At 47.3% G+C, this 24,524-nt stretch carries 22 protein-coding genes, 9 tRNA genes and 1 pseudogene; 10 read left to right on the top strand and 22 right to left on the bottom strand.

What is annotated here, in order from left to right; all coding sequences use genetic code 11:
* Positions 1–39 precede the first annotated feature (39 nt).
* Genes DSM465_RS0102525 through glgB form a run of 5 tightly spaced genes read right to left on the bottom strand, consistent with a single transcriptional unit; the run spans position 40 to position 7,995 of the window.
* Positions 40–2,439 (bottom strand): glycogen/starch/alpha-glucan phosphorylase, encoded by a 2,400-nt coding sequence (locus DSM465_RS0102525; protein ID WP_008880980.1) that lies wholly within the window; start codon positions 2,437–2,439, stop codon positions 40–42.
* A complete protein-coding gene (glgA, locus tag DSM465_RS0102520) occupies positions 2,426–3,883 on the bottom strand; it encodes a glycogen synthase GlgA (protein WP_029760549.1) in 1,458 nt (485 codons plus the stop codon). Before glgA ends, DSM465_RS0102525 begins: the two co-directional genes overlap by 14 nt.
* Positions 3,880–4,911 (bottom strand): GlgC family sugar phosphate nucleotidyltransferase, encoded by a 1,032-nt coding sequence (locus DSM465_RS0102515; RefSeq protein ID WP_008880982.1) that lies wholly within the window; start codon positions 4,909–4,911, stop codon positions 3,880–3,882. Before DSM465_RS0102515 ends, glgA begins: the two co-directional genes overlap by 4 nt.
* On the bottom strand, positions 4,911–6,074 hold the full coding sequence (locus DSM465_RS0102510) for a glucose-1-phosphate adenylyltransferase (RefSeq protein ID WP_029760548.1): 1,164 nt from the start codon (positions 6,072–6,074) through the stop codon (positions 4,911–4,913). The genes DSM465_RS0102515 and DSM465_RS0102510 overlap by 1 nt, the downstream gene beginning before the upstream one ends.
* Positions 5,995–7,995, bottom strand: a complete 2,001-nt coding sequence (gene glgB, locus DSM465_RS0102505; RefSeq protein ID WP_029760547.1) for a 1,4-alpha-glucan branching enzyme — start codon at positions 7,993–7,995, stop codon at positions 5,995–5,997. Before glgB ends, DSM465_RS0102510 begins: the two co-directional genes overlap by 80 nt.
* 168 nt (positions 7,996–8,163) lie before the next feature.
* On the opposite strand from glgB, the gene DSM465_RS0102500 reads away from it, so the two are divergent.
* Positions 8,164–9,117 (top strand): cation diffusion facilitator family transporter, encoded by a 954-nt coding sequence (locus tag DSM465_RS0102500; RefSeq protein WP_011888030.1) that lies wholly within the window; start codon positions 8,164–8,166, stop codon positions 9,115–9,117.
* 226 nt (positions 9,118–9,343) lie between these two features.
* Here the strand turns inward: DSM465_RS0102500 and DSM465_RS0102495 are convergent, their stop codons facing one another.
* Both DSM465_RS0102495 and DSM465_RS0102485 read right to left on the bottom strand, forming a co-directional pair.
* Complete coding sequence (locus tag DSM465_RS0102495; protein WP_008880986.1) at positions 9,344–10,864, bottom strand: acetyl-CoA hydrolase/transferase family protein; 1,521 nt, start codon at positions 10,862–10,864, stop codon at positions 9,344–9,346.
* A gap of 315 nt (positions 10,865–11,179) precedes the next feature.
* Complete coding sequence (locus DSM465_RS0102485; RefSeq protein ID WP_008880987.1) at positions 11,180–11,827, bottom strand: LytTR family DNA-binding domain-containing protein; 648 nt, start codon at positions 11,825–11,827, stop codon at positions 11,180–11,182.
* Between the two features lie 172 nt (positions 11,828–11,999).
* On the opposite strand from DSM465_RS0102485, the gene DSM465_RS0102480 reads away from it, so the two are divergent.
* Positions 12,000–12,626, top strand: a complete 627-nt coding sequence (locus tag DSM465_RS0102480; RefSeq protein WP_029760546.1) for a LysE family translocator — start codon at positions 12,000–12,002, stop codon at positions 12,624–12,626.
* A 42-nt stretch (positions 12,627–12,668) separates the two neighbouring features.
* On the opposite strand, the gene DSM465_RS0102475 is transcribed toward DSM465_RS0102480, so the two are convergent.
* Together DSM465_RS0102475 and DSM465_RS0102470 are read right to left on the bottom strand one after the other, a co-directional pair.
* Positions 12,669–13,298: a LysE family translocator gene (locus DSM465_RS0102475; protein WP_029760545.1), complete on the bottom strand. Its 630-nt coding sequence runs from the start codon at positions 13,296–13,298 to the stop codon at positions 12,669–12,671.
* 392 nt (positions 13,299–13,690) lie between these two features.
* Positions 13,691–14,245 (bottom strand): GNAT family N-acetyltransferase, encoded by a 555-nt coding sequence (locus tag DSM465_RS0102470; RefSeq protein WP_008880991.1) that lies wholly within the window; start codon positions 14,243–14,245, stop codon positions 13,691–13,693.
* Positions 14,246–14,572: 327 nt separating this feature from the next.
* Between DSM465_RS0102470 and DSM465_RS0102465 the strand changes: the two genes are divergently transcribed.
* Positions 14,573–15,199, top strand: a complete 627-nt coding sequence (locus tag DSM465_RS0102465) for a TetR/AcrR family transcriptional regulator (protein WP_029760543.1) — start codon at positions 14,573–14,575, stop codon at positions 15,197–15,199.
* Positions 15,196–16,098 (top strand): class I SAM-dependent methyltransferase, encoded by a 903-nt coding sequence (locus DSM465_RS0102460; RefSeq protein ID WP_029760542.1) that lies wholly within the window; start codon positions 15,196–15,198, stop codon positions 16,096–16,098. The genes DSM465_RS0102465 and DSM465_RS0102460 overlap by 4 nt, the downstream gene beginning before the upstream one ends.
* 243 nt (positions 16,099–16,341) lie before the next feature.
* Here DSM465_RS0102460 and DSM465_RS0102455 read toward each other — a convergent pair whose 3' ends face one another.
* Positions 16,342–16,869 (bottom strand): GNAT family N-acetyltransferase, encoded by a 528-nt coding sequence (locus tag DSM465_RS0102455; protein WP_051358511.1) that lies wholly within the window; start codon positions 16,867–16,869, stop codon positions 16,342–16,344.
* A 275-nt stretch (positions 16,870–17,144) separates the two neighbouring features.
* Entirely contained in the window at positions 17,145–17,423 is a 279-nt protein-coding gene (locus DSM465_RS0102450) for a SunI/YnzG family protein (RefSeq protein WP_008880996.1), read from the bottom strand.
* A gap of 1,413 nt (positions 17,424–18,836) precedes the next feature.
* Here DSM465_RS0102450 and DSM465_RS0102435 point away from each other — a divergent pair.
* The 3 genes from DSM465_RS0102435 (at position 18,837) to DSM465_RS0102425 (ending at position 20,284) form a co-directional block, all read left to right on the top strand.
* Positions 18,837–19,307 carry a GNAT family N-acetyltransferase gene (locus DSM465_RS0102435; protein ID WP_008880998.1) on the top strand — a complete coding sequence of 157 codons (471 nt, stop codon included), beginning with the start codon at positions 18,837–18,839 and terminating at the stop codon, positions 19,305–19,307.
* 241 nt (positions 19,308–19,548) lie between these two features.
* Positions 19,549–19,821, top strand: coding sequence for a DUF3986 family protein (locus DSM465_RS0102430; RefSeq protein WP_029760539.1), 273 nt, complete (start codon positions 19,549–19,551; stop codon positions 19,819–19,821).
* Between the two features lie 100 nt (positions 19,822–19,921).
* Positions 19,922–20,284, top strand: coding sequence for a hypothetical protein (locus DSM465_RS0102425; RefSeq protein WP_008881001.1), 363 nt, complete (start codon positions 19,922–19,924; stop codon positions 20,282–20,284).
* A 131-nt stretch (positions 20,285–20,415) separates the two neighbouring features.
* Here the strand turns inward: DSM465_RS0102425 and tsaA are convergent, their stop codons facing one another.
* Entirely contained in the window at positions 20,416–20,886 is a 471-nt protein-coding gene (gene tsaA / locus DSM465_RS0102420; RefSeq protein WP_008881002.1) for a tRNA (N6-threonylcarbamoyladenosine(37)-N6)-methyltransferase TrmO, read from the bottom strand.
* 91 nt (positions 20,887–20,977) lie between these two features.
* Positions 20,978–21,432 (bottom strand): annotated as a pseudogene (locus tag DSM465_RS18115) (carboxymuconolactone decarboxylase family protein).
* Positions 21,433–21,624: 192 nt separating this feature from the next.
* On the opposite strand from DSM465_RS18115, the gene DSM465_RS0102410 reads away from it, so the two are divergent.
* From DSM465_RS0102410 to DSM465_RS0102400, 3 genes are all read left to right on the top strand, one after another.
* Positions 21,625–22,128: a DinB family protein gene (locus DSM465_RS0102410; RefSeq protein ID WP_029760538.1), complete on the top strand. Its 504-nt coding sequence runs from the start codon at positions 21,625–21,627 to the stop codon at positions 22,126–22,128.
* 157 nt (positions 22,129–22,285) lie between these two features.
* Positions 22,286–22,708 carry a metallothiol transferase FosB gene (gene fosB / locus DSM465_RS0102405; protein ID WP_008881005.1) on the top strand — a complete coding sequence of 141 codons (423 nt, stop codon included), beginning with the start codon at positions 22,286–22,288 and terminating at the stop codon, positions 22,706–22,708.
* Positions 22,709–23,016: 308 nt separating this feature from the next.
* Positions 23,017–23,436, top strand: coding sequence for a GNAT family N-acetyltransferase (locus DSM465_RS0102400; protein ID WP_008881006.1), 420 nt, complete (start codon positions 23,017–23,019; stop codon positions 23,434–23,436).
* Positions 23,437–23,618: 182 nt separating this feature from the next.
* On the opposite strand, the gene DSM465_RS0102395 is transcribed toward DSM465_RS0102400, so the two are convergent.
* The 9 genes from DSM465_RS0102395 to DSM465_RS0102355 all read right to left on the bottom strand — a co-directional run bounded on the left by DSM465_RS0102395 (position 23,619) and on the right by DSM465_RS0102355 (position 24,459).
* Positions 23,619–23,702: transfer RNA gene (locus DSM465_RS0102395), tRNA-Leu, on the bottom strand.
* Between the two features lie 56 nt (positions 23,703–23,758).
* Positions 23,759–23,832 (bottom strand) — tRNA-Cys (locus tag DSM465_RS0102390).
* 9 nt (positions 23,833–23,841) lie between these two features.
* A tRNA-Gly gene (locus DSM465_RS0102385) sits at positions 23,842–23,913 on the bottom strand.
* 5 nt (positions 23,914–23,918) lie between these two features.
* Positions 23,919–23,993: transfer RNA gene (locus DSM465_RS0102380), tRNA-Gln, on the bottom strand.
* A 16-nt stretch (positions 23,994–24,009) separates the two neighbouring features.
* Positions 24,010–24,082 (bottom strand) — tRNA-His (locus tag DSM465_RS0102375).
* A gap of 17 nt (positions 24,083–24,099) precedes the next feature.
* A tRNA-Trp gene (locus DSM465_RS0102370) sits at positions 24,100–24,173 on the bottom strand.
* A 6-nt stretch (positions 24,174–24,179) separates the two neighbouring features.
* Positions 24,180–24,264: transfer RNA gene (locus DSM465_RS0102365), tRNA-Tyr, on the bottom strand.
* 6 nt (positions 24,265–24,270) lie between these two features.
* A tRNA-Thr gene (locus tag DSM465_RS0102360) sits at positions 24,271–24,346 on the bottom strand.
* A gap of 37 nt (positions 24,347–24,383) precedes the next feature.
* Positions 24,384–24,459 (bottom strand) — tRNA-Phe (locus tag DSM465_RS0102355).
* Between the last annotated feature and the right edge of the window lie 65 nt (positions 24,460–24,524).

Below are 24,524 nucleotides of genomic sequence, written 5' to 3'. Positions count from 1 at the left end.
CTTGGCTGGTGCGCAACCGCCCTTGATTTTGCTTTTGCCTCACATCGATGGTGAAATGCCCCAAATATCGACGGCGTACTCGGCGATCGTCCGGTCGCTTGCAAAGTAGCCGGAGTGCGCGATGTTGACCGCGCTCATATACCACCAGCGTGCCGGGTCGCGGTAAGCGGCCTCCACCCGCTCATGCGCTTCGGTATAAGCGGCAAAGTCGCGCAGAACGAAATATTCGTCGTTTTGCGTCAGCAAGGAGTCGTAAATCGGCTCAAAGTAATCAGCAACATCAGGGAAAAAGCCGTTCACAAGTTGATCGACCACTTGTTTAATCCGTTTGTCGTGGTGGTAATATTCATGCGCCCGGTAACCGCCGTGTTCGTAGTAGTTCAGCACTTCTTCGGCGGTCAGCCCGAACAAAAACATATTTTCTTTTCCGACCGCTTCGGCGATTTCGACGTTCGCTCCATCGAGCGTGCCGAGCGTGAGCGCCCCGTTCATCATAAATTTCATGTTGCCCGTCCCGGACGCCTCTTTGCTCGCGGTTGAAATTTGTTCGCTCACATCAGCAGCCGGGAAAATTTCCTCCGCAAGCGACACGCGATAGTTTTCTAAAAAGATGACTTTGAGCTGCTCGTTCGTCTGTTTGTCATTGTTCACCTTATCGGCAACCGAATGAATCAGCTTAATGATTCGCTTGGCGTAATAGTAGCCAGGCGACGCTTTCGCTCCGAAGATGAACGTGCGTGGGTAAATCGAGAAGTGCGGGTCTTCTTTTAGACGATTGTATAGATACATAATGTGCAGTACATTCAACAGCTGTCGTTTGTAGGCGTGCAGCCGCTTCACTTGCACATCAAAGATGGACGACTCATCAACACGGATCCCGGTCTTTTCATAAATGCGGGCAGCGAGCTTGCCTTTGCGCTGCTGCTTAACGGCCGAAAGCGCCTGCTGGAACGCCGGATCGGAGGCATGCGGTTTCAGCTCGATCAGTGTTTCCGGCTCGTGAATCCAGCGCGAACCGATCGTGTCGGTAATCAACGCCGACAGCTCGGGGTTCGCTTTTAACAGCCAACGTCGATGCGTCACCCCGTTCGTTTTATTGTTAAACTTGTGCGGCGCCCATTCGTAAAACAAGCGCATTTCCCGCTGTTTCAAAATTTCTGTATGCAGCTTCGCCACTCCGTTGACGCTATGGCTGCCGGCGATGGCCAAATGCGCCATTTTCACCACGCCATGGGCGATAATAGCCATTTGTTCAATCCGCCCCCAATCGCCGGGGTAGCGTTCCCATAGCTCACGGCAAAATCGTTCGTTAATTTCCTCGACGATCATATAAATGCGCGGCAAGAGCGGCTGAAATAAATGAATCGGCCATTTCTCAAGCGCTTCGGATAACGTCGTATGGTTTGTGTAAGCGATCGTATGGGTCGTAATGTGCCACGCTTCTTCCCAACTCATGCCTTCCTCATCGAGCAAAATGCGCATTAGTTCCGGAATCGCCAACACCGGATGAGTGTCGTTTACATGAATGGCGACATATTCATGAAGCTGGTGTAGGTTCCCGTGCTGAAGGCGATGGGCGCGCACGATGCTGCCAAGGCTGGCGGCCACGAGAAAATATTGCTGCTTCAAGCGCAAAATTTTCCCTTCGTCATGCGCATCATCCGGGTATAAAAATTCGGAAATGGCTTCTGTCTCCCGCTTGTATTGCATGACATCCTTATGAAGCGGGAACGTTTTCGCCGGCTCCGCGTTCCAAAGCCGCAGCGTATTGACCGTGTTCGTCCCGTAGCCGATCACGGGCATGTCGTATGGCACCGCCATCACTTTTTCGCTGTCGATATGGCGGAAGACGAGGCACCCGTTTTGTTCGGACACCTCAACCTTCCCCCAAAAATTGACCTCGACAGCCAGCTCCTCTTTTCGTATTTCCCAAACGTTTCCGTGGCGCAGCCATTGCTCAGGCAGCTCGACTTGATAGCCATCGACGATCTTTTGGTCAAACAGCCCGTGTTTATAGCGGATGCCATGGCCATGGCCCGGCAAATTCAACGTCGCCAGCGAATCGAGAAAACAGGCGGCGAGCCGCCCGAGTCCGCCGTTGCCAAGCCCGGCATCCGCCTCGCTCTCCTCGACATCTTCAAGACGAATGCCGAGATCGCGAAGCCCCTCTTCAACGACCTGACGGACACCAAGGTTTAATAAGTTGCTGCCGAGCAACCGGCCCAATAAAAACTCGATCGACAAATAATACACTTGCTTCCGCTTTTGCGCCCGATTGCGCTCATTCGTGGCGATCCAATGGCGGCTAATATGTTCACGTACCATATGACCAAGCACATAATAATGGTCGCGCGTCGTCGACTCCTCGAACTGTTTGCCGCACAACGTTTCAAGCCGTATCAAAAACGCCTGTTTAAACGTTTCTTTATCCGTGAACAAGCGTGTGCTCCTCCTTTTTGATCAGCTGTTCATAGGCTTGTTTATATTGGTTTGCCGACCGACGCCAACTGTAATCACCGCGCATCGCCCGTTCCGTCAACTGCTCCCAAACGGATGGTTGGCGGTAAAATGACAGCGCCCGGCGGATCGTATACAGCATGTCATGAGCGTTAAAATTGGTAAAGCTGAACCCATTTCCTTCTTTTGTTATCTCATTGTATGATTGCACCGTATCGTTTAATCCCCCAGTTTCCCGGACGATCGGGATCGTTCCATACCGGAGCGCGATCATTTGGCTCAGCCCGCACGGTTCAAATAACGACGGCATTAAAAACAAATCGGCACCGGCGTAAATTTGGTGGGCGAGCGGTTCATGGAAGCCGATGTACACGCCGACTTTGCCCGGATACGCCGCAGCCATTTGCGAGAAAAATTGTTCAAACCGCCAGTCGCCCGTGCCGAGTACGACAAGCTGCATATCTTCACTCATCATCTCATGAAAGACGCATGTTACTAAATCAAGCCCTTTTTGCGCCGTCATTCTCGTGACCATCGCGATAAGCGGTACATCGTCCCGCTCCGGCAAGCCGAACTGCCGCTGCAAGGCACGCTTGTTGAGTTGTTTTCTTTCCCGCGTATGTACGCTATACGTCGCCGTCAAAAACGGATCCGCTTCTGGATTGTAAAACTCATCGTCAATGCCGTTTAAAATGCCGAGCAGATCATCCCGCCGCGCCCGCAGCAAACCGTCTAACCGCTCGCCGTAATAGGCGGTTTGAATCTCCTCTTTATACGTCGGGCTCACTGTTGTAATCAAATCGGAAGCAACGAGCGCCCCTTTCATAAAGCTGACGCAGCCATAAAACTCAAGATGATCCACAGTGAAATAGCGACCATCCAAATTCAATAAGTCTTCTAAAATGCCGCGCGGAAACAGCCCTTGAAACTGCAAGTTATGAATCGTAAAGACGGTGCGCATGTCGACATAAAACAGCTCATGCCGGTATTGTTCCCGAAGCAAAAACGGCACCATGCCTGTATGCCAGTCATGGCAGTGAATTACATCGGGCTGGAACTGAATTTCCGGCAACACTTCGAGCACCGCCCGACAAAAATAGGCGAACCGCTCGCCATCATCATAATGGCCGTACAGCTGCGGCCGCTTAAAATAATATTCGTTGTCGATAAAGTAATAGATGACTCCGTCATGCCGAAGCTCCTCCACGCCGCAATATTGGCGCCGCCACCCAACCGGCACGATGAGCTCGGCGACTTTTTTCATTTTCTTTTTCCATTCAGGGGCGATCGTTTCATATTTCGGCAACATCACGCGGGCATCAATGCCGAGCCGGCGCAGCTCTTTCGGCAGTGCGCCGGCGACGTCAGCCAATCCCCCTGATTTGGCAAACGGTGCACATTCGGAAACGGCAAATAGGACCTTCATCGGCTGATAACCTCCCCTTGCACCGTTCCTTTGCGGACGATAAACGGTTGTTCTTTCGTTCCTTTGAGGACGACACCTGGTTCAACCTTGGCATCTTTATCAATAATGACGCCATCAAGGACACAACCGTCACCGATTTGGCATTTTTGCATAATAATGCTATTGCGCACAACCGCTCCCTTGCCAATTTTGACGGAGCGGAACAAGACGCTGTTCTCCACCGTTCCCTCAATGACGCAGCCGTTGGCGATCATCGAACGCTTCACGTTCCCCTCCCGTCCATATTTCGTCGGCGGCTCGTCCTTGACTTTCGTATAAATCGGATGCGACGGGAGAAAGAGTTGTTCCCAGACGTCTCGGTCGAGCAGCTCCATGCTTGAGCGAAAATACTGTTCCACCGAGTCAATGACCGCCGCATACCCGCTATATTCATACTCGCAAATCGACAACGAACGATGGTAATCGCGGATGACATCGACAATGCTATAGTAACCGTGGTTTTTGTAGTCGGCGATTAAGTCAAGCAACAGCGACGTTTCAAGCAAATACATTTCCAGCGACCGACCTCGATGGCGGATTTCGGTCACATCGCAGCCATTTTCGATATGACGCTTCAAGACGGCGTCAAAATCGATGTTACATACCGTATAGCCGTTCGCAATGACCGCATATTTTTGCCGGCTCCGCAAAAAATAGTCAATATGCTGCTCAAAATGAGCAAACGCTCCGACCCGGCGCTCGCCAGAAAACAGCAAATCCGGCGACGGGAAGAAAAACAGCCCGTCCCGTTTTCGGTTTAAATCCCAGTTCTTCCCTGACCCTAAATGGTCCATGAGAGAGCGATACTGATATTTCGGAAAAATAGCGACACTTTCAATGCCGGAATTGACCATGCTTGAGAGCACGAAGTCAATGAGCCGGTACCGCCCGGCAAATGGTACTGCGGCGATCGAACGCTGCTCGATGAGCGGCTCCAACGCCTCAATATACGTTGTCGCGTCAATGACGCCTAACATCTTGTTGTTCATTATGCTTCATCCTTCCTAGCTGTTTCCTCATTCGATTGCTTAAGCCATTCGGCGGTCACCAACACGACATCGTCAGCATCTTCCGGGCAAACCGACGAATGCGGCGGGATGATCGAATCAGGAGTAACAATCGCCCGTTCGACATACGCTCCTTCGCTGACTGCCGCTCCGGGCATAATGACCGACTCTTTCACGACCGCCCCTTTACCGATACGAACGCCTTGGAACAGTACTGAACGCTCCACCGTTCCTTCGACGACGCATCCTTCATTGACGAGTGAGTCACTCACTTCCGCTTCCGGAGAAATATATTGCGGCGGCTGATTCGGATTGACGGAATAAATGCGCCATGAACGGTCGAACAAGTCGAGCTCATTGTTCTCATCAAGCAAGTCCATGTTCGCTTCCCATAAACTTTTCACCGTACCGACATCTTTCCAGTATCCTTCAAACGGATACGCAAACAGCCGCTTTTTCTCCCGAAGCAACATCGGGATGACATCCTTGCCAAAATCGTGTGAAGAATGCGGATTTACGTTGTCGATTTGCAAATATTGCTTCAACAGCGGCCAGTTGAAAATATAAATGCCCATCGATGCCAAATTGCTTTTCGGTTCAGCCGGTTTTTCGGCAAACTCAACAATTTCCATCTCTTCGTTCGTATTCATAATCCCAAACCGGCTCGCTTCTTCCCATGGCACCTCAATGACCGAAATCGTCACATCCGCCTGTTTGGCGATATGATAGTCGAGCATGTGCTGATAATCCATCTTGTAAATATGGTCGCCAGACAATACGAGCACGTAATCCGGATTATATTGTTCGATGTAATTGATATTTTGATAAACCGCGTTTGCGGTGCCTTCATACCATTTCACACCGGAAGAGACGGAATACGGCGGAAGAACGGTGACACCACCATTTCGCCGGTCCAAATCCCACGCGCTTCCAATGCCGATGTACGAGTGAAGGAGGAGTGGCTGATATTGAGTCAGCACTCCGACCGTATCAATGCCGGAATTCGTGCAATTGCTTAATGTAAAATCAATGATCCGGTACTTCCCGCCGAATGGCACGGCCGGTTTAGCGATGTTTGTCGTCAGCGAGCGAAGCCGACTTCCTTGCCCGCCGGCCAATAACATGGCGATGCATTTCTTTTTCATTTCGCTTTCTCTCCCCTCGTTTTTGCACTGGCCGTAAAATGGAAATGCCAAATGGCGGAATCGTCATGCGCACGTGGTATGGTTTACCATGAAACGGCTCATTGAAGGCGGAAAGCCGTTTCCCATTGACATGCCCCGATCCACCAAACGTGACCGCATCGCTATTCAGCACTTCCCGATACGGTACGAGCAACGGCACTCCAACTTTGTAGTCGTCATACGCCTGATTTGTGAAATTGCAAACAATAACAAGCACATCATCTTCTTTTTTCCCGCGGCGGATGAATGAGAAAATGCTTTGTTCAGCGTTGTGAACGTCAATCCATTCAAATCCTTGCGGGTCATGATCCAATTCGTAAAACGGCTTATACCGTTTATAGCAGGCGATTAACTCTTTCATGTAATCGTTCATCTTCCGGTGCAGCTCAAAATCAAACAGCACCCAATCGAGTTCATCCTCAAACTTCCATTCATCAAACTGAGCAAATTCATTGCCCATAAACAACAGCTTTTTCCCCGGATGAGCCATCATGTAGCCGTACAAGAGGCGCAGCTGGGTGAACTTCTCTTCATACGACCCTGGCATTTTATTGAGCAGCGATTTTTTGCCATGCACGACTTCATCGTGGGAAAACGGCAAAATGAAATTTTCCGAATACGCATAAAGGAGGGAGAACGTTACTTGGTTATGCACATGCCTCCGCTCATACGGCGGTGTTTCCATGTACTTCAGCATGTCGTTCATCCAGCCCATGTTCCATTTATAATTAAAGCCGAGTCCGCCTTCATACGTCGGCGCGGTCACCTTCGGCCAGTCAGTCGAATCTTCCGCAATCATCAGCACATTCGGATCATAGGCAAACACCGCTTCGTTTAACTTGCGCAAAAACTCGACCGCATACGGGTTCTCGTACAGCCTGTCATTGTTCGGCCAATAAAGCATATTGGCAACCGCATCGACCCGGAACCCGTCGATATGGTAATACTCGAGCCAAAACAATGCGTTCGAGATGAGAAAACTGCGCACTTCCGGCTTGCCTAAATCAAAATTGGCCGTCCCCCAAACGTAATTTTCTCGGTCTTTTTCATTCGCGTATTCATACGTCGGGGCGCCATCAAACATATATAACCCATGGGCGTCCTTGCAAAAATGCCCCGGCACCCAGTCCATAATGACCCCGATTCCCGCCTGATGGCAACGGTCGACGAAGTACATGAAGTCGTGTGGCGTACCATAGCGACTCGTTACCGCATAATACCCTGTTCCTTGATAGCCCCACGAGCGGTCGAGCGGATGCTCGACAAGAGGAAGCAGCTCAATGTGCGTAAACCCATGATCGAGCACATACGGGATCAGTTCATCGGCCATCTCACGGTACGTATAAAAACGCCCATCTTTTTTCTTCCACGAACCGAAATGGAGTTCATAAATCACCATGGGCTGATCATAAATCCGTTTTCGTCGCTTCTTCCGCTTCCAAGATTGATCGTTCCACTGGTATCCTTTCAGATCGTAGACAATCGAGGCGGTATGAGGACGCAATTCGGAGTAAAAAGCGTACGGGTCGGCTTTGAACAGCACCTGTCCGTCCGGCGTAACAATCTCATACTTATATAAATGCCCTTCCAAGTTTTCGGCGACAACAATCGTCCATACCCCTTCATCATTCACTTTCTCAAGGCGAAAATCCGTCCCGTCCCAATCGTTGAAACTGCCGACAAGACGCACCTCGCGCGCGTGCGGCGCCCAAACACAAAAACGGGTGCCGACCTTCCCGCCCTCATTAATCACATGGGCGCCAAACAGCTCGTAACTTTTATACAAGCTGCCTTCATGAAACAAATACACTTCCAAATCCGTCGGATTCGCCGCAATCAAACCGTATCGCATCCTTTCCAAAGCAAGATGATGGCCACACATTATTCCTTATTCGCCACTTCACCGCTGCATTCCTCGAAAAAATTATCTATATTTTTTGACAAAATCCATCAAAAATTGTGGGATTTGTCGATAATTTTTTTGCACACCTAGCACTTTTTATATTATAATAGATATAAATTAATAATTATTATAAAAAAGAGGTGTATTATGTCTCCTGGAGCATACGATTTTCATCATCTTCCACACGTGAAAACACAAACCCAGTCGAAAAAGGCGCTTTGGATTACACTCGTGCTCACCGTCTTTTTCACGGTTGTTGAAATCATCGGTGGGGTGCTCTCGAACTCGCTCGCTTTGTTGTCCGATTCGGCCCATATGGCTTCCGATGTCTTAGCGCTCGGCCTGAGCATGGTCGCCCTTTACATGGCGACACGCCCGCCAAACCGCCGCTTTACGTTCGGGTTTTTGCGGTTTGAAATCATTGCATCGTTTTTAAATGGATTGACGTTGGCAGTCATTGCGGTGTGGATTTTATGGGAAGGCATTGAGCGGTTTCTTCATCCAGAACCGATCCAGTTTCGCCTCATGCTCGGCATTGCCGCGATCGGTCTTATCGTCAACTTAACGTTGACCATCGTCTTAAGCCGGAGCACAAAAGAAGAAGATAATTTAAACGTCCAAAGCGCCCTTTGGCACTTTATCGGCGACTTAATCAGCTCCATCGGCGTCATCATCTCAGCGCTGCTCATTTATTTCACCGGTTGGACGATTTTCGACCCGATCATCAGTCTCGTGATCGCCGCCATCATTTTCACCGGCGGGGCGAAAATTATGCGCGAATCGTATCTCATTCTGATGGAAGCCGTGCCGGATGAATTCGACCTCGAACAAATCCGCGCCGATATACGGAACATCGAAGGGGTCGAAGACGTGCATGACATGCATTTATGGGCCATCTCGACCGACCATTATTCGCTGTCGGCCCATGTGTTTGTCAATGAGCACATCCAGCCGCTTTGTGTCATTTTGGCGGTGAATGAAATGCTGAAGGAAAAATACGGCATCGAGCACGCCACCATTCAAGTGGAACACGCCATACTTCATGACCACGGCAGCTATGGCAAAGCGTTTTTAGAGAAAAGAAAGGCGTCACAACCATAAAGACCGCCCATATCAAACTGGCACGGGCGGTCAAAAACGTAAGGAGGGTGTCTCAAAGGAAATGGGGCATCCTTTTCATCATTTATACACAAGTACAACATTTCCATTAGATAATCTCTTCTTGCTCTTGAAGCTCAGGATCCTCCTTTGGATCAGCCGTTGCTCTTTCGATCTCACACAAGGCAAAGCAGATGAAAAAGCCCTCCTTCGTTTACCTTGTACGGTTTTACCGTTGCAGCTCATATTGTTCTTCCCGCATCGTTCCGTATTGCTCATAACGAATATGCCACGAGAGCGCTTTTTCCAAGACGTGCGGCGTATGGCCGCCGCGCTTAAGCGCTTCGTTGAAGTAATCGCGCAGCGGCTGGCGGTAGTCCGGATGGGCGCAACGTTCAATGATCAACGGAGCGCGTTCCACAGGAGCCAGCCCGCGCAAGTCGGCGTATCCGTACTCGGTGATAATTACGTCGACATCATGCTCGGTATGGTCCACATGCGATACGAACGGAACGATGCTCGAAATCGCCCCTTGCTTAGCACTTGATTTCGTAACAAAAATCGTCAGACGCGCATGGCGCGCAAAGTCACCCGAGCCGCCGATCCCGTTCATCATCTGGGTGCCGCGGACGTGCGTCGAGTTGACATTTCCGTAAATGTCGGCTTCAAGTGCCGTATTGATCGAAATGAGACCGAGACGACGGATGATTTCCGGGTGGTTTGAAATCTCTTGCGGTCGCAAAACGAGTTTTCCTTGATACGCTTCCAAATTTGTATACACTTGTTCCATCTTGCTTTCTGACAACGTCATCGAACAACCGGAAGCGAACCGTACCTTCCCTGCATCAATCAAATCGAACATGGCGTCCTGCAATACTTCGGAATACACTTCCAAGTCATAAAATTCAGAATCTAATAAGCCGTAAAGAACCGCATTCGCGACCGAACCGATTCCCGCTTGAATCGGTGCCAACCGCTCCGACAACCGTCCCGCTGCCACTTCGGCGCGAAGAAAATCGATTAAATGATTGGCGATCGCCGCCGTTTCCTGATCAGGCGGTACAATGGTTGATGGCGAATCCGTTTGGCTCGTAATGACAATGCCGGCGATTTTGGCGATGTCTACCGGAATGCCAATCGTTCCAATCCGTTCATCCACTTTGGTCAGCGGAATCGGGGCGCGCTCTCCTTGCTTGCCAACTTCATAAATGTCATGAAACCCATACAGCGCTTTCGGCTGAGCCATGTTTAATTCAATGATCACTCTTCTTGCTTTGTTAACAAAAACGGACGAATTGCCGACAGAAGTCGTTGGGATGATCATTCCGTCTTCGGTGATCGAAACCGCCTCCACAATCGCGTAATCAATTGGTTTCAATACATCCGAACGGACCAGCTCCGCCGTATGCGACAAATGCTGGTCAACAAACAGCAGCTCCCTTTCATTGATTTTCCGGCGCATCGTCGCGTCAGCTTGAAACGGTAACCGTTTCTGAATAATCCCCGCTTCCGCCATCAGCTTATCAATATCCGAACCGAGCGAAGCCCCTGTATAGACGTCAACTTTCAGCGGCTGCTGCTTCGCTTTCTCTATGAGTGCCATCGGCACCGCTTTGGCATCACCTGCACGGGTAAAACCGCTTAATCCAAGCGTCATGCCGTCATGAATCCACGAGGCCGCTGTTTCCGCTGTCACAATCCTCTCCCTCAACGCTCGATGGCCGATCCGTTCGAAAATGCGTTGCTCCACAGCGACTTCCCCCTTTTTCTTTTTTCTCTCATTATAGCGACCGGCAAGGGGAAAATCATTCGAATGGGAGTAAAAGGGCTTTCTTTTGCATTCAAGCAGCATTTTTCCTACATAACACAGAAAAATTCATTCTATGGTGACGAGCGCCTTGCTCAATTTGCGCCTAAAACGATGGCGGTTTAATGACAAAAAACCTTTCTCTCATCTAGACATGAGGATGTTTGAAGGTTTCGAGAATCAACATGGCCACGACGCAGCGATCTTTGACAACCTGTCTCGTTACCAAAAAAATAGCCGCCCGTATCGGCGGTTTCATCAAAAGCCGAGCAATCTTCGAAAATGGCTCGCATACGTTTGGCTGACAGGCACTTTGGAGCCATCTTTCATCACAAGCAAAAACGTGGAGTGTGAATCCGGGTGAATTTCCGCGATAGAATCGACATTGACAATATACGACCGATGACAGCGGACAAACCGATGGCCGGGAAGCGAAAACTCCAATTCGGTCAAATTGTATTTATGATACCCTTCGGCATGCATCGCTTTCACAAATGTCTTTCGGTTTTGCGCCTCCAAATACACAACCGCTTCAAACGGAATCGGAATCCACCGATCCATCGTCCGTACAGTCAAATACGATGTCGCTAGAAGCGGCCTTTTCGGCCAGACAGCGGTCACACACCCTTTTGGCACGCCGTCTTCTAAAATCGGAACCGACACGCCGAAATACGGAACGCCAAACACCCGGCTATCCTTTTGTTCCTCAATCTTCCGGCGGATTACCAACGCTTTGTATGTCACCGAATCCGGCTTAATTTCATCCCCTGGACGGATTTTCAAATCAATTTGTCTGCTCGGCTGGTAGTAAATGTACCGCCGGTCATCCGAAATGGCAAGCGATGCTTCAACGGGAAACAATTCGTTCACCACTTGGCTGATGGCTGAAACAAGCCGCGAATCCATACGCCTCACCTCTCGCAAACCATGGCCACACCTTTATTTTCAAGCGAGCCTAGTGTGTTTGTCAAACAGGAAGGGAAATGAATCCATTTTTAGCGAGAAAAAAGGAATTCAACGGGAGCATGGCGAACCTTAGGAATCATCGTCATGATCAACAACCAAAGAGGTGTGTTCGATGGAAATGGATACAGCTTTATCGTTTTTAAGTGTCGCTGTTGTGCTGACGCTCGCCCCAGGCCCAGATATTTTATTCGTCATCGCCCAAAGCCTATCTCAAGGCAAAAACGCGGGTATCGCCACCGCGCTCGGGCTTTGTACAGGGCTTGTCGTCCATATTAGTGCGGCGGTGCTCGGCGTCTCGGCCGTCATTTACCAATCGGCCTTGGCGTTTGCCATCGTCAAATACGCAGGCGCCGCTTATTTGCTTTACTTGGCATGGCAAGCGTTCAACGAAAAAGACGCCGGCTTGGCGCTCGAGCGTCAAGAGCGGCTAGCCTTGATGTCACTGTACAAAAAAGGCATTTTTATGAACGTGCTCAATCCGAAAGTGTCCCTCTTCTTTTTGGCGCTATTGCCACAATTCGTCCATCCGTCAGCGGGCCAAATCCCGCGGCAAATGCTGGTGTTAGGCGTCATCTTTCTCGCTCAAGCGCTCGTTGTCTTCACCTTAGTGAGCATCGGTGCGGAAAAACTGCGCCATTGGCTGTTGTCGAACGAACGAATCGCTCGGCGGATCCATTGGCTAAAAGGCGTCCTCTTTGCCGTCATCGGCATCCAAATCGCCTTCAGCGAGCGGTCGTAGGGGGCAAACAAAGCGAGCGGGCTGTTTTGGCAAGCCCGCTCATCATGCTTTCGTCTGCAACAGCTTCACACCAAGCCCAACAAACACAATCCCCGTCAATCGATTGATGAGAAGCGCCATTTTGGCGTTTTGGCGCACCCGTTTCGTTGCTAGCGCAGCAACATAGACGACGCCAAGCCCCCACATCGTGCTCGTCACAACGAACGACAAACCAAGCAACAAAAACGGAAGCGGGCCGTATGGCTGATCCGTTTGAATGAATTGCGGCAAAAAGGAAAGGAAAAACAACGCCACTTTCGGATTCATCACATTGGTCGTCACGCCTTGCCAATAAATCTTTTTCAGCTTCGTCGGCGCCAATTCCTCAGACTCCAGCGCTGGCGGCGCCGGCTGCCGCATCATTTTGATGCCAAGATACACCAAATACGCCGCACCAGCGATTTTCACAGCCGTAAATAAGACAACCGACTGCTGCAAAATCACGGCTAAGCCAAACGCAGCAAGCAGCGTATGAACGAACACTCCTGTCGAAATGCCCAACACCGAATACACGCCCGCTTTTCTCCCTTGCGCCACACTGCGCCCCATAATATACATCGTATCCACTCCCGGAGTGGCATGCATCAAAATCGACGCCAGCAAATACATCCCATAGCTTGTAATGCCTAACACACGTCTCCCCCCTGACCAAGCTAGCAAACGGTCGTCCACGGACCGCAGCACCGTTTTCGTGCAATGTCACAAAAGGTTGGTAGCTTCACCACCGATACAGTGACAAAAGCGGGTTGTTTTCCAAAACCCATGATTCCAAGATCCCCCGATTTCCACCGGCCTTCGAAAAAGCCGGTGATGGAGAGCGCCCGGTTGGACAGCATTCCTTCCCAAAGCGAAAATCTTTTTTTCCTGCCATGACCGCTCGCTCAACAAAAACAGCTTTCTTTCACTGTCCTTTCAAAATTACAGTAAAAGATCTGCCTTTCATCGTCAATCAAAAAAAGCGATATTTTCGAAATAGAAAAAAATGAAGTGGACACCCATCCACTTCAACACACTCCCCGCCAAACCTATTTGACAAAGCGGGCCATCACGATCAAATCCCAGTACGTGTTGTCATCGATTTTGACGGCGTTTTTCTTCACCCCTTCTTCGACAAACCCAAACGTTTGATACAAGCGAAGCGCATTCGTATTGTCAGCCACAACCTCGAGGCACACTTTCTCAATGAACGGATGTTCCGTTGCCCAATCAAGAAGCGCCGCAAGTAGCGCCTTGCCGACCCCTTGGCCCCGAAAATCGCTTTTCACGCTCATGCCGAAGGACCCTTGGTGTCTGGTTCGCTGCTTATGGCCGTTATGAAAATCTAAAAGCCCGATTATTTCCCCGTCATGCTCGGCGACAATCGCCAACTTTCCCGGATCATCCATAATTTGTTGCAGCCATTGTTTTTGCCGCTCGCTCGTAGTCACCACTTCTGCCTCCGTCGTCAGCAAATACGGCGCTTCCGCCGCCACCGCCTTCACAAACGCAACGACACGCTCGGCATCCTCAGGTGATGCCGTCCGTACGACAATCGGCCGGCCGCTTGCCGTCATCAACCGCCTTGGTTGAATGCTCCCCATGGCTATCCTCCTTGCTTGATGTTCATCCGTATAGATTCGTAAGCACGAGGGCCATATCCTGCACGCAAAAGAAAATCTCTTCTTTCTCATGGTTCGTGTATTGCCGTCAAACCCTTGTACCTTCACCAAAAGCCCCGATATATTCTTAGTGATTCGCCGGATGAAAGTCGAAACATCCATTTTCGGTATGCTCTACGAACCACCACCCTAATCCTTTCATCATCCGCCATTGTTTGGATGGCCCGTTTGTCAATAAAGCAACCACTTGACGAACAGAAAAACAAAAAGTATACTCATAGTATACTTTTGATACTAGGGGTATCCACTATGAAAGAACATATTGCTGCTGTGCACAAACAAACGATTGCCCAAGCCGCTGAGCGGTTGTTTCTCGAACGCGGGTTTGACGGCACGTCAATCAGCGACATTTGCGCAGCGTCGGGATACAGCCGCCGCACGGTGTACCGCTACTTTGACACAAAGGAGGAGATTTTGTACTACATCGTCGCGAATGGTCTCGAACAGTTGCGTGATCGCCTAACCGACATCGTGCAAGCCGAGCAGCCGTTTTTGGCTAAGTACGAACACATTTGTAAAGCGATGCGCGCTTACTACGAACATTGTCCCGTTTCGGCGCGCGCCGTCCATCAGTTTCAACCGAAAGCGCTTGAGACAGTAACGCCAACCATGGAAACCATTTTCTCTTTAGGAACGGCCATCAATGACGCCCTCGCCCGCTGGATTGAGCAAGGCATCGCAGAAGGCGTTGTCCGCGAAACGGCGGACGTCATGATGACCGTGTACGTGTTTTCTGCACAACTACATGCGCTGTTTGACCTTGTCGAAACAAAAGGAGCGTTTTTGCTGCCGACACTCAGCAAGACGAAAGAGCAGTTTTTCGCCTACGGCCAGAAGATGATTTTCAATAGTCTCGCAAAGGAGCCATTGCGATGAAACCAAATGAACCGAGCATGACCGCATTGATGTCCTGTTTCGTCCGCGCCTATCATACGGAACACGACACGCCTGTCATTTTTCGTGACGATATGGCCAGACAGCTGATCACAGACGAAGAATACAAACAAATCCAAACCTTTCTCGCCAACGGCTTGGGATTTTTTGCCCCCGAGCGGCTTGATGCGTTCTCATCGGACGAAGAGAAAGTGAAATGGATCGTCCAAACGCAGCTCGCTCCGACTCCAATCGCTCGCGCTGCCTATATCGAACGGATCATCCACCACGAAAAGCGACTTGGCGCGACGCAATATGTCATTTTAGGAGCAGGGCTGGATACGTTCGCCTTCCGCCATCCAAACAGCGGCCTGACGATATTCGAAGTCGACCACCCCAACACGCAGCAATTCAAGCGCGAACGCATCCACATGGCCAACTGGAAGATGCCGAACTGCTTGCAACTGGTCGCCGCTGATTTTACCAAAGATGACGTAGCCCCCCGATTGCTCGCAGCCGGCTTTCGCCCAAGTGAAAAAACCGTATTCAGTCTGCTTGGCGTCTCGTATTATCTGGAAAAAGAGCACTTCTATCGCCTTTTGCACCAACTCGCTCCATTGATGACAGAAGGCAGCTCCATCGTGTTTGATTTTGCGGATGAGCAGCTGTTTACCTCCCCCGTCAAGCGGGTGCAAAACACGCTTGCTCTTGCCCAACAAAGCGGTGAGCCGATGAAAGCGGCGTATTCAATCAAGGAATTGGAACAACAGCTGCAGTACGACCATCTCCTGATTTTCGAACACGTATCGCCACAACAAATCCAAACACAATTTTTCTCCAATCGCAATGATGACCTAACGGCGTTTGAACATACTCATTACCTCCACGCCGTGCGCAAATAACCGCTCCTTCATCGGCCGGGAAGCGCTAGACGCCTTCCCGGCCTCATCCATTCAAATAACGGAGGCTTCGGTCGCCATCTCCTGCACCGTCCATTCCATTCACTTTCGCTATTTTTCGATGTGGAACGATATGGGCGAACAACGAATGCATCCCCGCCCTTTCTTTCGCTTTAGAAGACGGTTCGACCGATGAACAACCGTTGTCCCCCCAATTCCCGCCTCAACGGAACACATCTCTTCCTCTCATGCTTCCACGCCCGTTATCTCTTTTTTCATCATCACGACCTTTATCGGCACTCCATTAGCGCTGATAACCGTTTGTTCTTGAACGAGGGCATACCCTACCGATTGATACAGCCGGATATTGCGTGCGACCGACCGCCGGACGTTGCACCATATTTCCTTCTTCCCGTTTTCTTTTGCATACCTTTCAAGAAAGGCTAACATGGCTTTGGCTCTCCCTTTCCCCTGCTCCTTGGGACAGGCGGCAAGACGGAAAAACGAAAGCGAATGTTCATCCATTTGAAACCGCACCGTTCCAATCGGCCGGCCGCTCTGAATACAAAGAAGAGCCTGTTCATCCCCGTCCTCTAATCGCTCTCTAATGAACTCGACGGTTTCGTTCAAAGCTGCAGAGGGAACACGATCATGTTCATATTCGGCGAACGCAGCCATCGTGATCTGATGGATGAGATGAGCCTCATCTGGATCAGCTAGACGAATGACAACCTCTTCTTTTCCATCAGGTGTTCGCACTGGTTCTAGCTCCATGTTGGCCGCCCCTTTTCCGTTTCCATATTGGCACATGATAAATAGCGGCTTTCTTGCAAAAATATAGGGGAGTTTTCCCACTAAACCGCTTTCTACTTCAACAAAAAAAAAGCATTACTCCCTGCTTCTTGAAGTAATGCTTCCGCTACTTGAATCATTTAAATAACCCTAGGGCATTTTTGCACGATCTACATGCATTTAATTGTTTCATTTATCTCATCGTTTTCAACGATTTCTTAAAACTCAATCCCTCCCCCTTATCATGAAATGGAGTTTTATTTCTGTTGGAGTTGTTCGTTTATAAATGAGAAGATTTTATTTTTAATGGAGATGGCATCTGTCGTAAATAAAATATAGGTGTTGGAATGTGTTAAAATGACCAGTCTATCCGTTGCTCCATATGGTGTGCCAATTCGAATAGCTGTTTTCTCCTCCCCGCCATAAGTATCGTCAAATGTTACTTTTACAATATCAGAAATGGGTACTTCTATTTTTGATAGCAACCAACTAATCACTAACTTATCATTTAATTTTTCTACTTTTATCCCTGACATCACATTTCTCCCTGTCTTCTGTTACTGTTATCTATTTATTGAGCGAATCCCTCATGGGTGGAATAAGCTTTTGTTTCAGTACAATGATTAATTTATTTCCACCACATGATCCAATGAACCCTCTTTCTTACATAAAGAAGTTGATAATGCCTCTCACTAAGCGTTGAAAACGTCTCCTTCTTTATGTACAAAGTGATCATTCATCTATTTTCGTTCCTCTAAATCTCACAAAACAATTCCCACAGAACTGCCTACGTGCTTGTCAAATAAATCCCGATTTGCAGTTAAAAAACAAGGTAGCGAATAAGATTCATACACGCTGAGATTGTTTTATAAAACGCACCAAAATTGCCGTTCCTGTCATGTTTGAGATAATACTTATACCAAGCAATACACTCCATATAGGGGTAGGCAACGTAAGAGTTAATGATAGCATCAAGAAAATGAAACCAACTGTCACGAAAACCAAACCCGCAGTTTTATGATTCAATGTCAACACTCCTATTTGAATATTTTAGAAACCATTCCTTCATTATTATATACGTTTTATCCATCATATGGTTTCATTTTTTTCTTACTATTTGTTCGTTTTCAACTTATTTCAACAGGATGTAACATATACTTTTGTAAAAGTTTCCTAATCACCTGTTAGCCGAACGTTTCAACCGCACTGTTTGGCTGCACCAACAGCCTGCATTTGTCTCGATTTTTCCGTTTCTTCTACCCCTCCCGCCAACGTGGATGGCCTTATCACGTACTGACAAAGCTCCTGCACCATGGAATCAATTGAGCGGAAAGAAGGACCGGTTTCCCCAAATGCTCCTGACAGGCTATGATCAACGGTGTCTGCATCACCGTTGATGATGAAAAGATCCGGTCCCGAATCATACATCTTAAAATTTTAACGAAGTCTTTTGGCTTCTTGTAACTTTCTTTTCTGTTCCGCTACTTTCGTGCGCAAAAACCTTATCTTTCCCAAAGTGATGATGTTGAATATGGTGTAGCAAACAAGGCTTGCCGAATACTCGTTGTCCTCATTCATATCGTGAAAAAACTTCATGTAACTCCTCCTTGATCTCATCTTTCCCCTAAAGGGTGATGATTGAAAAAGCATTCTTCTAATAGATAAACCTTAATGGTTGAACTTCTCCAAAATCAATCGTACCAAGAAGCAGCGATTGTCACTAGCCTCCTCAAAGGATGATGCAATGTCCCTCCAAGGCAGGGATTCAAAAGGCTGCTGTCGAAAAGAGAAGGAATTGATTGAATGAGAGTCTTTCCATGCAAGCTCGGGTCCCAGATTCGTGCCACACCTAGGTTTCTATCATCTTTCCTATTGAACGAAAGAAACAGAAACGCTGGCGTCAACACAAGTCTTTGACCATCTGGCGCAAAACGAAAGGAGTGCTCGACGTGAATGTGCCGTTTGAAATTCGCCAAGCCACCATTCAAGACATCGAAGATCTGACTCGATTGCGCTTGGAATTTCTTAAGGAGTTAGGAAAAATACAGTCGGAACAAGAGGAAACGCTTGTCACAACCGCAACAAAACAATATTTAGAAGAAGCCCTTTCAAACCATGAATTTATTTCCTTTGTCGCTTTATCCAATCATCGCATAGTCAGTGTCAGTGGCATCGTCTTATTCAAACGGCCCCCTTCTTTGCAAAATCTAAAAGGACTCGAAGCGTATATACTGAACGTGTATACGATCCCTCCGTATCGGAGAAAAGGATTGGCCAGAACGCTGTTGGAACGTTGCATTGAGGAATGTAAAACAATCGGAGTCAAACGAATTTGGCTGCATGCCACGGAAGATGGGAAGCCGTTATATACAAAAATGGGATTTACCTTTAAAAACAGTGAAATGGAATTATTCATTTGAATGTAACCAAACATTATAGACGACTGCCGGAAGCGAGCTTGTGCTCGTCACACCAAGGTGTGGAAAGACCGAACACCGCTTCCCCCTACATGAACGCGGAAGCGGCGTTGTTTCGGGCGCCAGCAGTCGCTCCAATGCTTGGTAAAAGCCGCATCCAATTGCCTCTATAGACATGCTCAAGTAGCTCCTAACATAAAAAACATGGCTTCATATGGTCATCAATACTAAGGAGTGAATCAACGTGAAATTTGATCCCAATCAGCATCTTCATTTAGGATATTATGAGAACAATGTTGATGTAGAAGCAGTTGCCTATAAACTTGAGCATACAAATCAATGGGTAGTTTTTCTCGATCATGAACAGGATACTACAGTCGTGAAAAGAATATTAGATCAGTATGATCTCCATGAAAAATATGGTTACAAAATTTTCACAGTCGAAACAGATGAGTTATCTTATGACGTCGGAAGTAAGCTGCTGGAAGAATGGTTAAAAGCAAATAATATCATATAAGATCATGTTGCCATTTGGTTGAATGGTGATTGGACCAAATTCGAACTGTATGACTCAATATCACTGTTGCATGATTCAAAACGAAAAGTGAGGTCTGTACATGAAGACGGTTAGCCAAGAAATCCAAGAATTGTCCATTCAATCCTTAGAGTCCACTTTTCATAAGCTTTCCAATGCTTTTCAAAGCATGACAGAAAAAGGTGCAAACACCGCTCTTGTGGAAAAAAGACGAAACGCAGTCAAAATTGGTTTAGAAAGCCTAAAAAATACTTGGTATGGGGAAGAGTTTTGCTATGACGAAGAAATCATATTGACTTCTAAAGATGTTCTACAAGGTCTCATTCCGCCGATCGAAACACAAATAGCCAAAGCAAAGGAAGGAAGTTCGCAAAAAACATTAAATGAGCGTCGCTTAATGGCGTTAAAACTGGCCATCGAATCTTTGGAGAACCGTCTTACATAAGACGGTTTTTCAATTTTTTTATTGTTCCCGAATTGGGTGTGTGACATAAACAAGATGGAAGGAAAGCTTATTTATGATAGCATCCCGTTATGTTTACGCCATAATCAACTGAAATCAAGTACGTCGTTCATTCAATCACAGGAATCCCAGTATCGTTCCATTAATGAGACCGACCAAGCAGGCTGCCTTACTTCGCCTTTAGGTAAGAACTCCTTCATAACCGGTTTAATATCAATAATCGGCGTACCATCTATGGCATCTAATCCTCTTACTTTCAATGTCCGCCCTTGATGTTCTAACAATTCAACCGTTGTTAACCCTAATTTATTCGGTCGATGTTTGCCCCTTTGAGCAAAAATTCCGACCTTCGGATATTCTTTACGATTTCTTGGATGCCTTGCTCCATAGTGAATGGTGTCATCTGTCACTCGGTCAAAATAAAAAATAATATCTAAATGCGAAAACTCACTGATCCCTTGTAAAGCGGAATCATCGATTTCATCTACTAATTCAATGATTGAAATCACATTCCCCCAATAATCATCTTCGACATCTTTGCGGTTGTTTCTCACAAATGCGATTGGCGTAATGGTATATTGCATCATTTCCCCTCCTCGTTTCACTATTCACCTGCTTGTAGCCAACCATAAATCGCAGAGTGAGCGTCCGCAGGCTCTCTCTCCCACGTAAAGGTCAAGATATGAAAAAGATTGATTTTCCAGATCGTTGGATAGAAAGTGCGATTTCATTCCCTGTTTCCGGCGCTTCTAACTTCATTATGGCACCAAAATACTGTTGAGCCGTCGTAAAGATAATAAACGCGCAAAGCTCACTGATTTCTCCTTCGGAAAAGGATTCCCTCAATAGGTCAAAAGCAGAATCCGGGATATCTGTTTTAAAAAGACCTCCACAAATCCTACGGCAACAGCGATTTTTTCATTAAATGAATGAGGTTCAGGTTTTTCCTTTGGCTTTGCAATATTCACAACCATTCCCTTGCGCTAATGTTCTTTTCATTCGGCTGATAGCAGCCCGTCTTTTTCCCATACTTCTCCTAAATGTGCCCACCCCTCCATCACTTCTTTGTTATGTCCTAAACGCTTCTGAAACGGTGTATTCCCGAAAGTGGATGCATGAATTCTTGCCATTTGCTCATCCCTTCTTGTAGTATTAATGAAGAGTAAATTTGTTACAATCCATTATAAAACAAATACCCAATAAGGCTACAAAAGTAAAGTGTTTTGTGACTCGTTCAAGTCAATCGACAACCGCTCCCATACAGATAAAAAACAAGTATTGCTATGAGGAAATACATGATCCATGGTTTGGAGGTATTGTATATGTATGTCACAGTCGCAGATTTCATTAGGGAATGGAATTGGGAAGCAAGCCTAACTCAAAAGGTTTTGGATGGTTTGACCGATGAAGCGTTAAACCAAAAAGTTTACCCAGAAGGTCGTACGTTAGGAAGGATTGTGTGGCATTTTACAACAAACATCCCGGAATATTTAGCCCATTTCGGGTTGAAGATCGATAAAGTAGAAAATGCAGAAAACGTTCCAACTTCAGCCAAAGAAATAGCAGAAACCTTTCAAAAGGTAAGTTCCTATGCGGCCAAAGTCATTGAACAACAATGGACAGACGAATCGTTGAAGGAAGTGCAAAATGCATTCGGAAGGCAAGAAACCAATGCTCAAATCTTAATGGGGCTAATCAAGCACATCATTCATCATCGTGGCCAAGTGACTGTTCTTATGCGTCAAGCGGGACTCAAACCTTTTGGAGTTTATGGTCCATCCAAAGAAGATTGGGTTCATTTCGGTGTGGACAATCCACCGCTTTAATCATCATGGTCTAACGGGTGCATTCGTTGAAAAGAAAAGGGAAACCCTGATTGGGTTTCCCTTCATTTTATCGTTCCCACAGGCAGGAAAATGTTCCATCGTTTAGCGTAATCATAAAAAGTACGAAGAAAAACTATTAAGACGGGAGGTAGGACGATTGCGAATCGGAGGGATTAATCATTTGACGTTCTCTGTATCTGATCTAGAGAAATCCATTCATTTTTATCAAAACGTGTTCGGAGCAAAGCTATTAGTCAAAGGGAGAAATTTGGCTTACTTTGACTTAAACGGAATCTGGTTAGCTTTAAATGTTCAACAAGATATTCCACGCAACGACATCCAGCATTCATACACCCATATCGCTTTCTCTGTAAAGGAAGAAGACTTTGATCATGTCGTGGAAAAATTGAAAGAGTTGGGCGTCAATATTCTTCCAGGTAGAGAAAGGGATGAAAGAGACAAACGTTCCGTTTATTTTACAGATCCGGATGGACATAAATTCGAATTTCATACAGGCACGCTAAATGACCGATTATCTTATTACAAAAGTGAAATGCACCATATGCAATTTTTTGATTAAAAGAACATTGAAATTACGTCTTTATTTTTATGAAATGAATTCCTAGAAAAAATCGACAATGCGTTCATCATCAAGGCTTTCCTCTACTTTCGATGTCGATCGTGAGAGTCAAACCCATATATAGGGATGCCCCTCGATAATGAAACCACGCAGCCGTAGAGAAACAAAATGATTGTATCATTGAAGCTGAGATGCTGTTGATTTTCTCGTTTGATGAACAGACGGGAATGTTCAAAAAAGGATGGTTGAATCACTTGCAGAATAGATAAAAGTAGTTTACTAATGTAACGACTCAGTAGGAGGATAGGATGGACATCAAAATACATAGTGATTTTTCTCATGCCAATCTTAATGAAATGAGAGAAGTGTATAGTTCTGTCGGTTGGACAAAGCATACAACCAAGATCATTAAGCAAGTTTTTGAAGCAAGTAATGTGATCGCATTGGCTACTATCAATGGTCGGATTATTGGATTTGGAAGAGCGATTTCAGATGGGGTTTTTAATGCAGCAATCTATGATGTTGTGGTCCATCGAGATTTTCAAAAGCAAGGGATAGCAAAAAAAATCATGGAGTTTTTATTGGATCAGCTCAGTCATGTTTCTTGTGTACATTTAATCTCAACCACTGGAAATGAAGAATTTTATCGAAAACTTGGATTAAAACGGGTGAAAACAGGAATGGCAAGATATTTAAATCCCGAGCTAAGTGACGAGTATTTAGAGTAAGAAATCATTTCTGTGTTATCATAGCAATCACTCGTCATGAATTCGCTCTCCTCTTTTCCCTCTCTTGCTCTTTTTCTGCCATTTCACCTCACCGAACACGATGTTCTTTTCTCAAATCGTATTCGGTAAATAAAAAACAAGGGATTTCACAAAAGTGAAATCCCTTGTCCTTGTTTTTTCGATGCCGATGGTGGGAGTCGAACCCACACGGGAGAAATCCCACACGATTTTGAGTCGTGCGCGTCTGCCAGTTCCGCCACATCGGCGCGACATTTAACATTATATCATATCATTATTAGCTTGTCAACACTTTTTTATTAAGTGGAGGCGGCACCCGGATTCGAACCGGGGGTAAAGGTTTTGCAGACCTCTGCCTTACCACTTGGCTATGCCGCCTCGATCGAGAGCGGAAGACGGGACTCGAACCCGCGACCCCCACCTTGGCAAGGTGGTGTTCTACCACTGAACTACTTCCGCATGATTGGCTGGGGTAGCTGGATTCGAACCAACGCATCACGGAGTCAAAGTCCGTTGCCTTACCGCTTGGCTATACCCCAACACTGAAGGCAAAAGGGCGACTAGTGGGAATCGAACCCACGCATGCCAGAGCCACAATCTGGTGCGTTAACCACTTCGCCATAGCCGCCATAATGATCGTCAGAATGGCAGGGGCAGTAGGAATCGAACCCACACCGGAGGTTTTGGAGACCTCTGTTCTACCATTAAACTATGCCCCTTCATTATGGTGGAGGGGGACGGATTCGAACCGCCGAACCCAAAGGGAGCGGATTTACAGTCCGCCGCGTTTAGCCACTTCGCTACCCCTCCACGGAATGGTGCCGACTGCAGGACTTGAACCCGCAACCTACTGATTACGATTCAGTTGCTCTACCAATTGAGCTAAGTCGGCATATAAATCATAAGATGATTATATTCTATTTATTTAGTGGTGGCTCGGGACGGAATCGAACCGCCGACACAAGGATTTTCAGTCCTTTGCTCTACCGACTGAGCTACCGAGCCCTATGTAATTTTTTTATTTCATAGCTTTGAAATGATGGCGGTCCCGACGGGACTCGAACCCGCGA

This window comes from Geobacillus thermodenitrificans subsp. thermodenitrificans DSM 465, assembly GCF_000496575.1.
Classification (GTDB): Bacteria; Bacillota; Bacilli; order Bacillales; family Anoxybacillaceae; genus Geobacillus; species Geobacillus thermodenitrificans.
The sequence above is the reverse complement of the archived record's forward strand: the minus strand, read 5'-3'. Positions and strand labels throughout refer to the sequence as shown.

Excerpts from the sequence above, each read along its gene's own strand:
- glgA (WP_029760549.1), bottom strand. The coding sequence starts at position 3,883 with ATGAAGGTCCTATTTGCCGTTTCCGAATGTGCACCGTTTGCCAAATCA.
- DSM465_RS0102515 (WP_008880982.1), bottom strand. The coding sequence starts at position 4,911 with ATGAACAACAAGATGTTAGGCGTCATTGACGCGACAACGTATATTGAG.
- DSM465_RS0102510 (WP_029760548.1), bottom strand. The coding sequence starts at position 6,074 with ATGAAAAAGAAATGCATCGCCATGTTATTGGCCGGCGGGCAAGGAAGT.
- glgB (WP_029760547.1), bottom strand. The coding sequence starts at position 7,995 with ATGTGTGGCCATCATCTTGCTTTGGAAAGGATGCGATACGGTTTGATT.
- DSM465_RS0102500 (WP_011888030.1), top strand. The coding sequence starts at position 8,164 with ATGTCTCCTGGAGCATACGATTTTCATCATCTTCCACACGTGAAAACA.
- DSM465_RS0102485 (WP_008880987.1), bottom strand. The coding sequence starts at position 11,827 with ATGGATTCGCGGCTTGTTTCAGCCATCAGCCAAGTGGTGAACGAATTG.
- DSM465_RS0102480 (WP_029760546.1), top strand. The coding sequence starts at position 12,000 with ATGGAAATGGATACAGCTTTATCGTTTTTAAGTGTCGCTGTTGTGCTG.
- DSM465_RS0102470 (WP_008880991.1), bottom strand. The coding sequence starts at position 14,245 with ATGGGGAGCATTCAACCAAGGCGGTTGATGACGGCAAGCGGCCGGCCG.
- DSM465_RS0102465 (WP_029760543.1), top strand. The coding sequence starts at position 14,573 with ATGAAAGAACATATTGCTGCTGTGCACAAACAAACGATTGCCCAAGCC.
- DSM465_RS0102460 (WP_029760542.1), top strand. The coding sequence starts at position 15,196 with ATGAAACCAAATGAACCGAGCATGACCGCATTGATGTCCTGTTTCGTC.
- DSM465_RS0102455 (WP_051358511.1), bottom strand. The coding sequence starts at position 16,869 with ATGGAGCTAGAACCAGTGCGAACACCTGATGGAAAAGAAGAGGTTGTC.
- DSM465_RS0102450 (WP_008880996.1), bottom strand. The coding sequence starts at position 17,423 with ATGTCAGGGATAAAAGTAGAAAAATTAAATGATAAGTTAGTGATTAGT.
- DSM465_RS0102425 (WP_008881001.1), top strand. The coding sequence starts at position 19,922 with ATGAAGACGGTTAGCCAAGAAATCCAAGAATTGTCCATTCAATCCTTA.
- tsaA (WP_008881002.1), bottom strand. The coding sequence starts at position 20,886 with ATGCAATATACCATTACGCCAATCGCATTTGTGAGAAACAACCGCAAA.
- DSM465_RS0102410 (WP_029760538.1), top strand. The coding sequence starts at position 21,625 with ATGTATGTCACAGTCGCAGATTTCATTAGGGAATGGAATTGGGAAGCA.
- DSM465_RS0102400 (WP_008881006.1), top strand. The coding sequence starts at position 23,017 with ATGGACATCAAAATACATAGTGATTTTTCTCATGCCAATCTTAATGAA.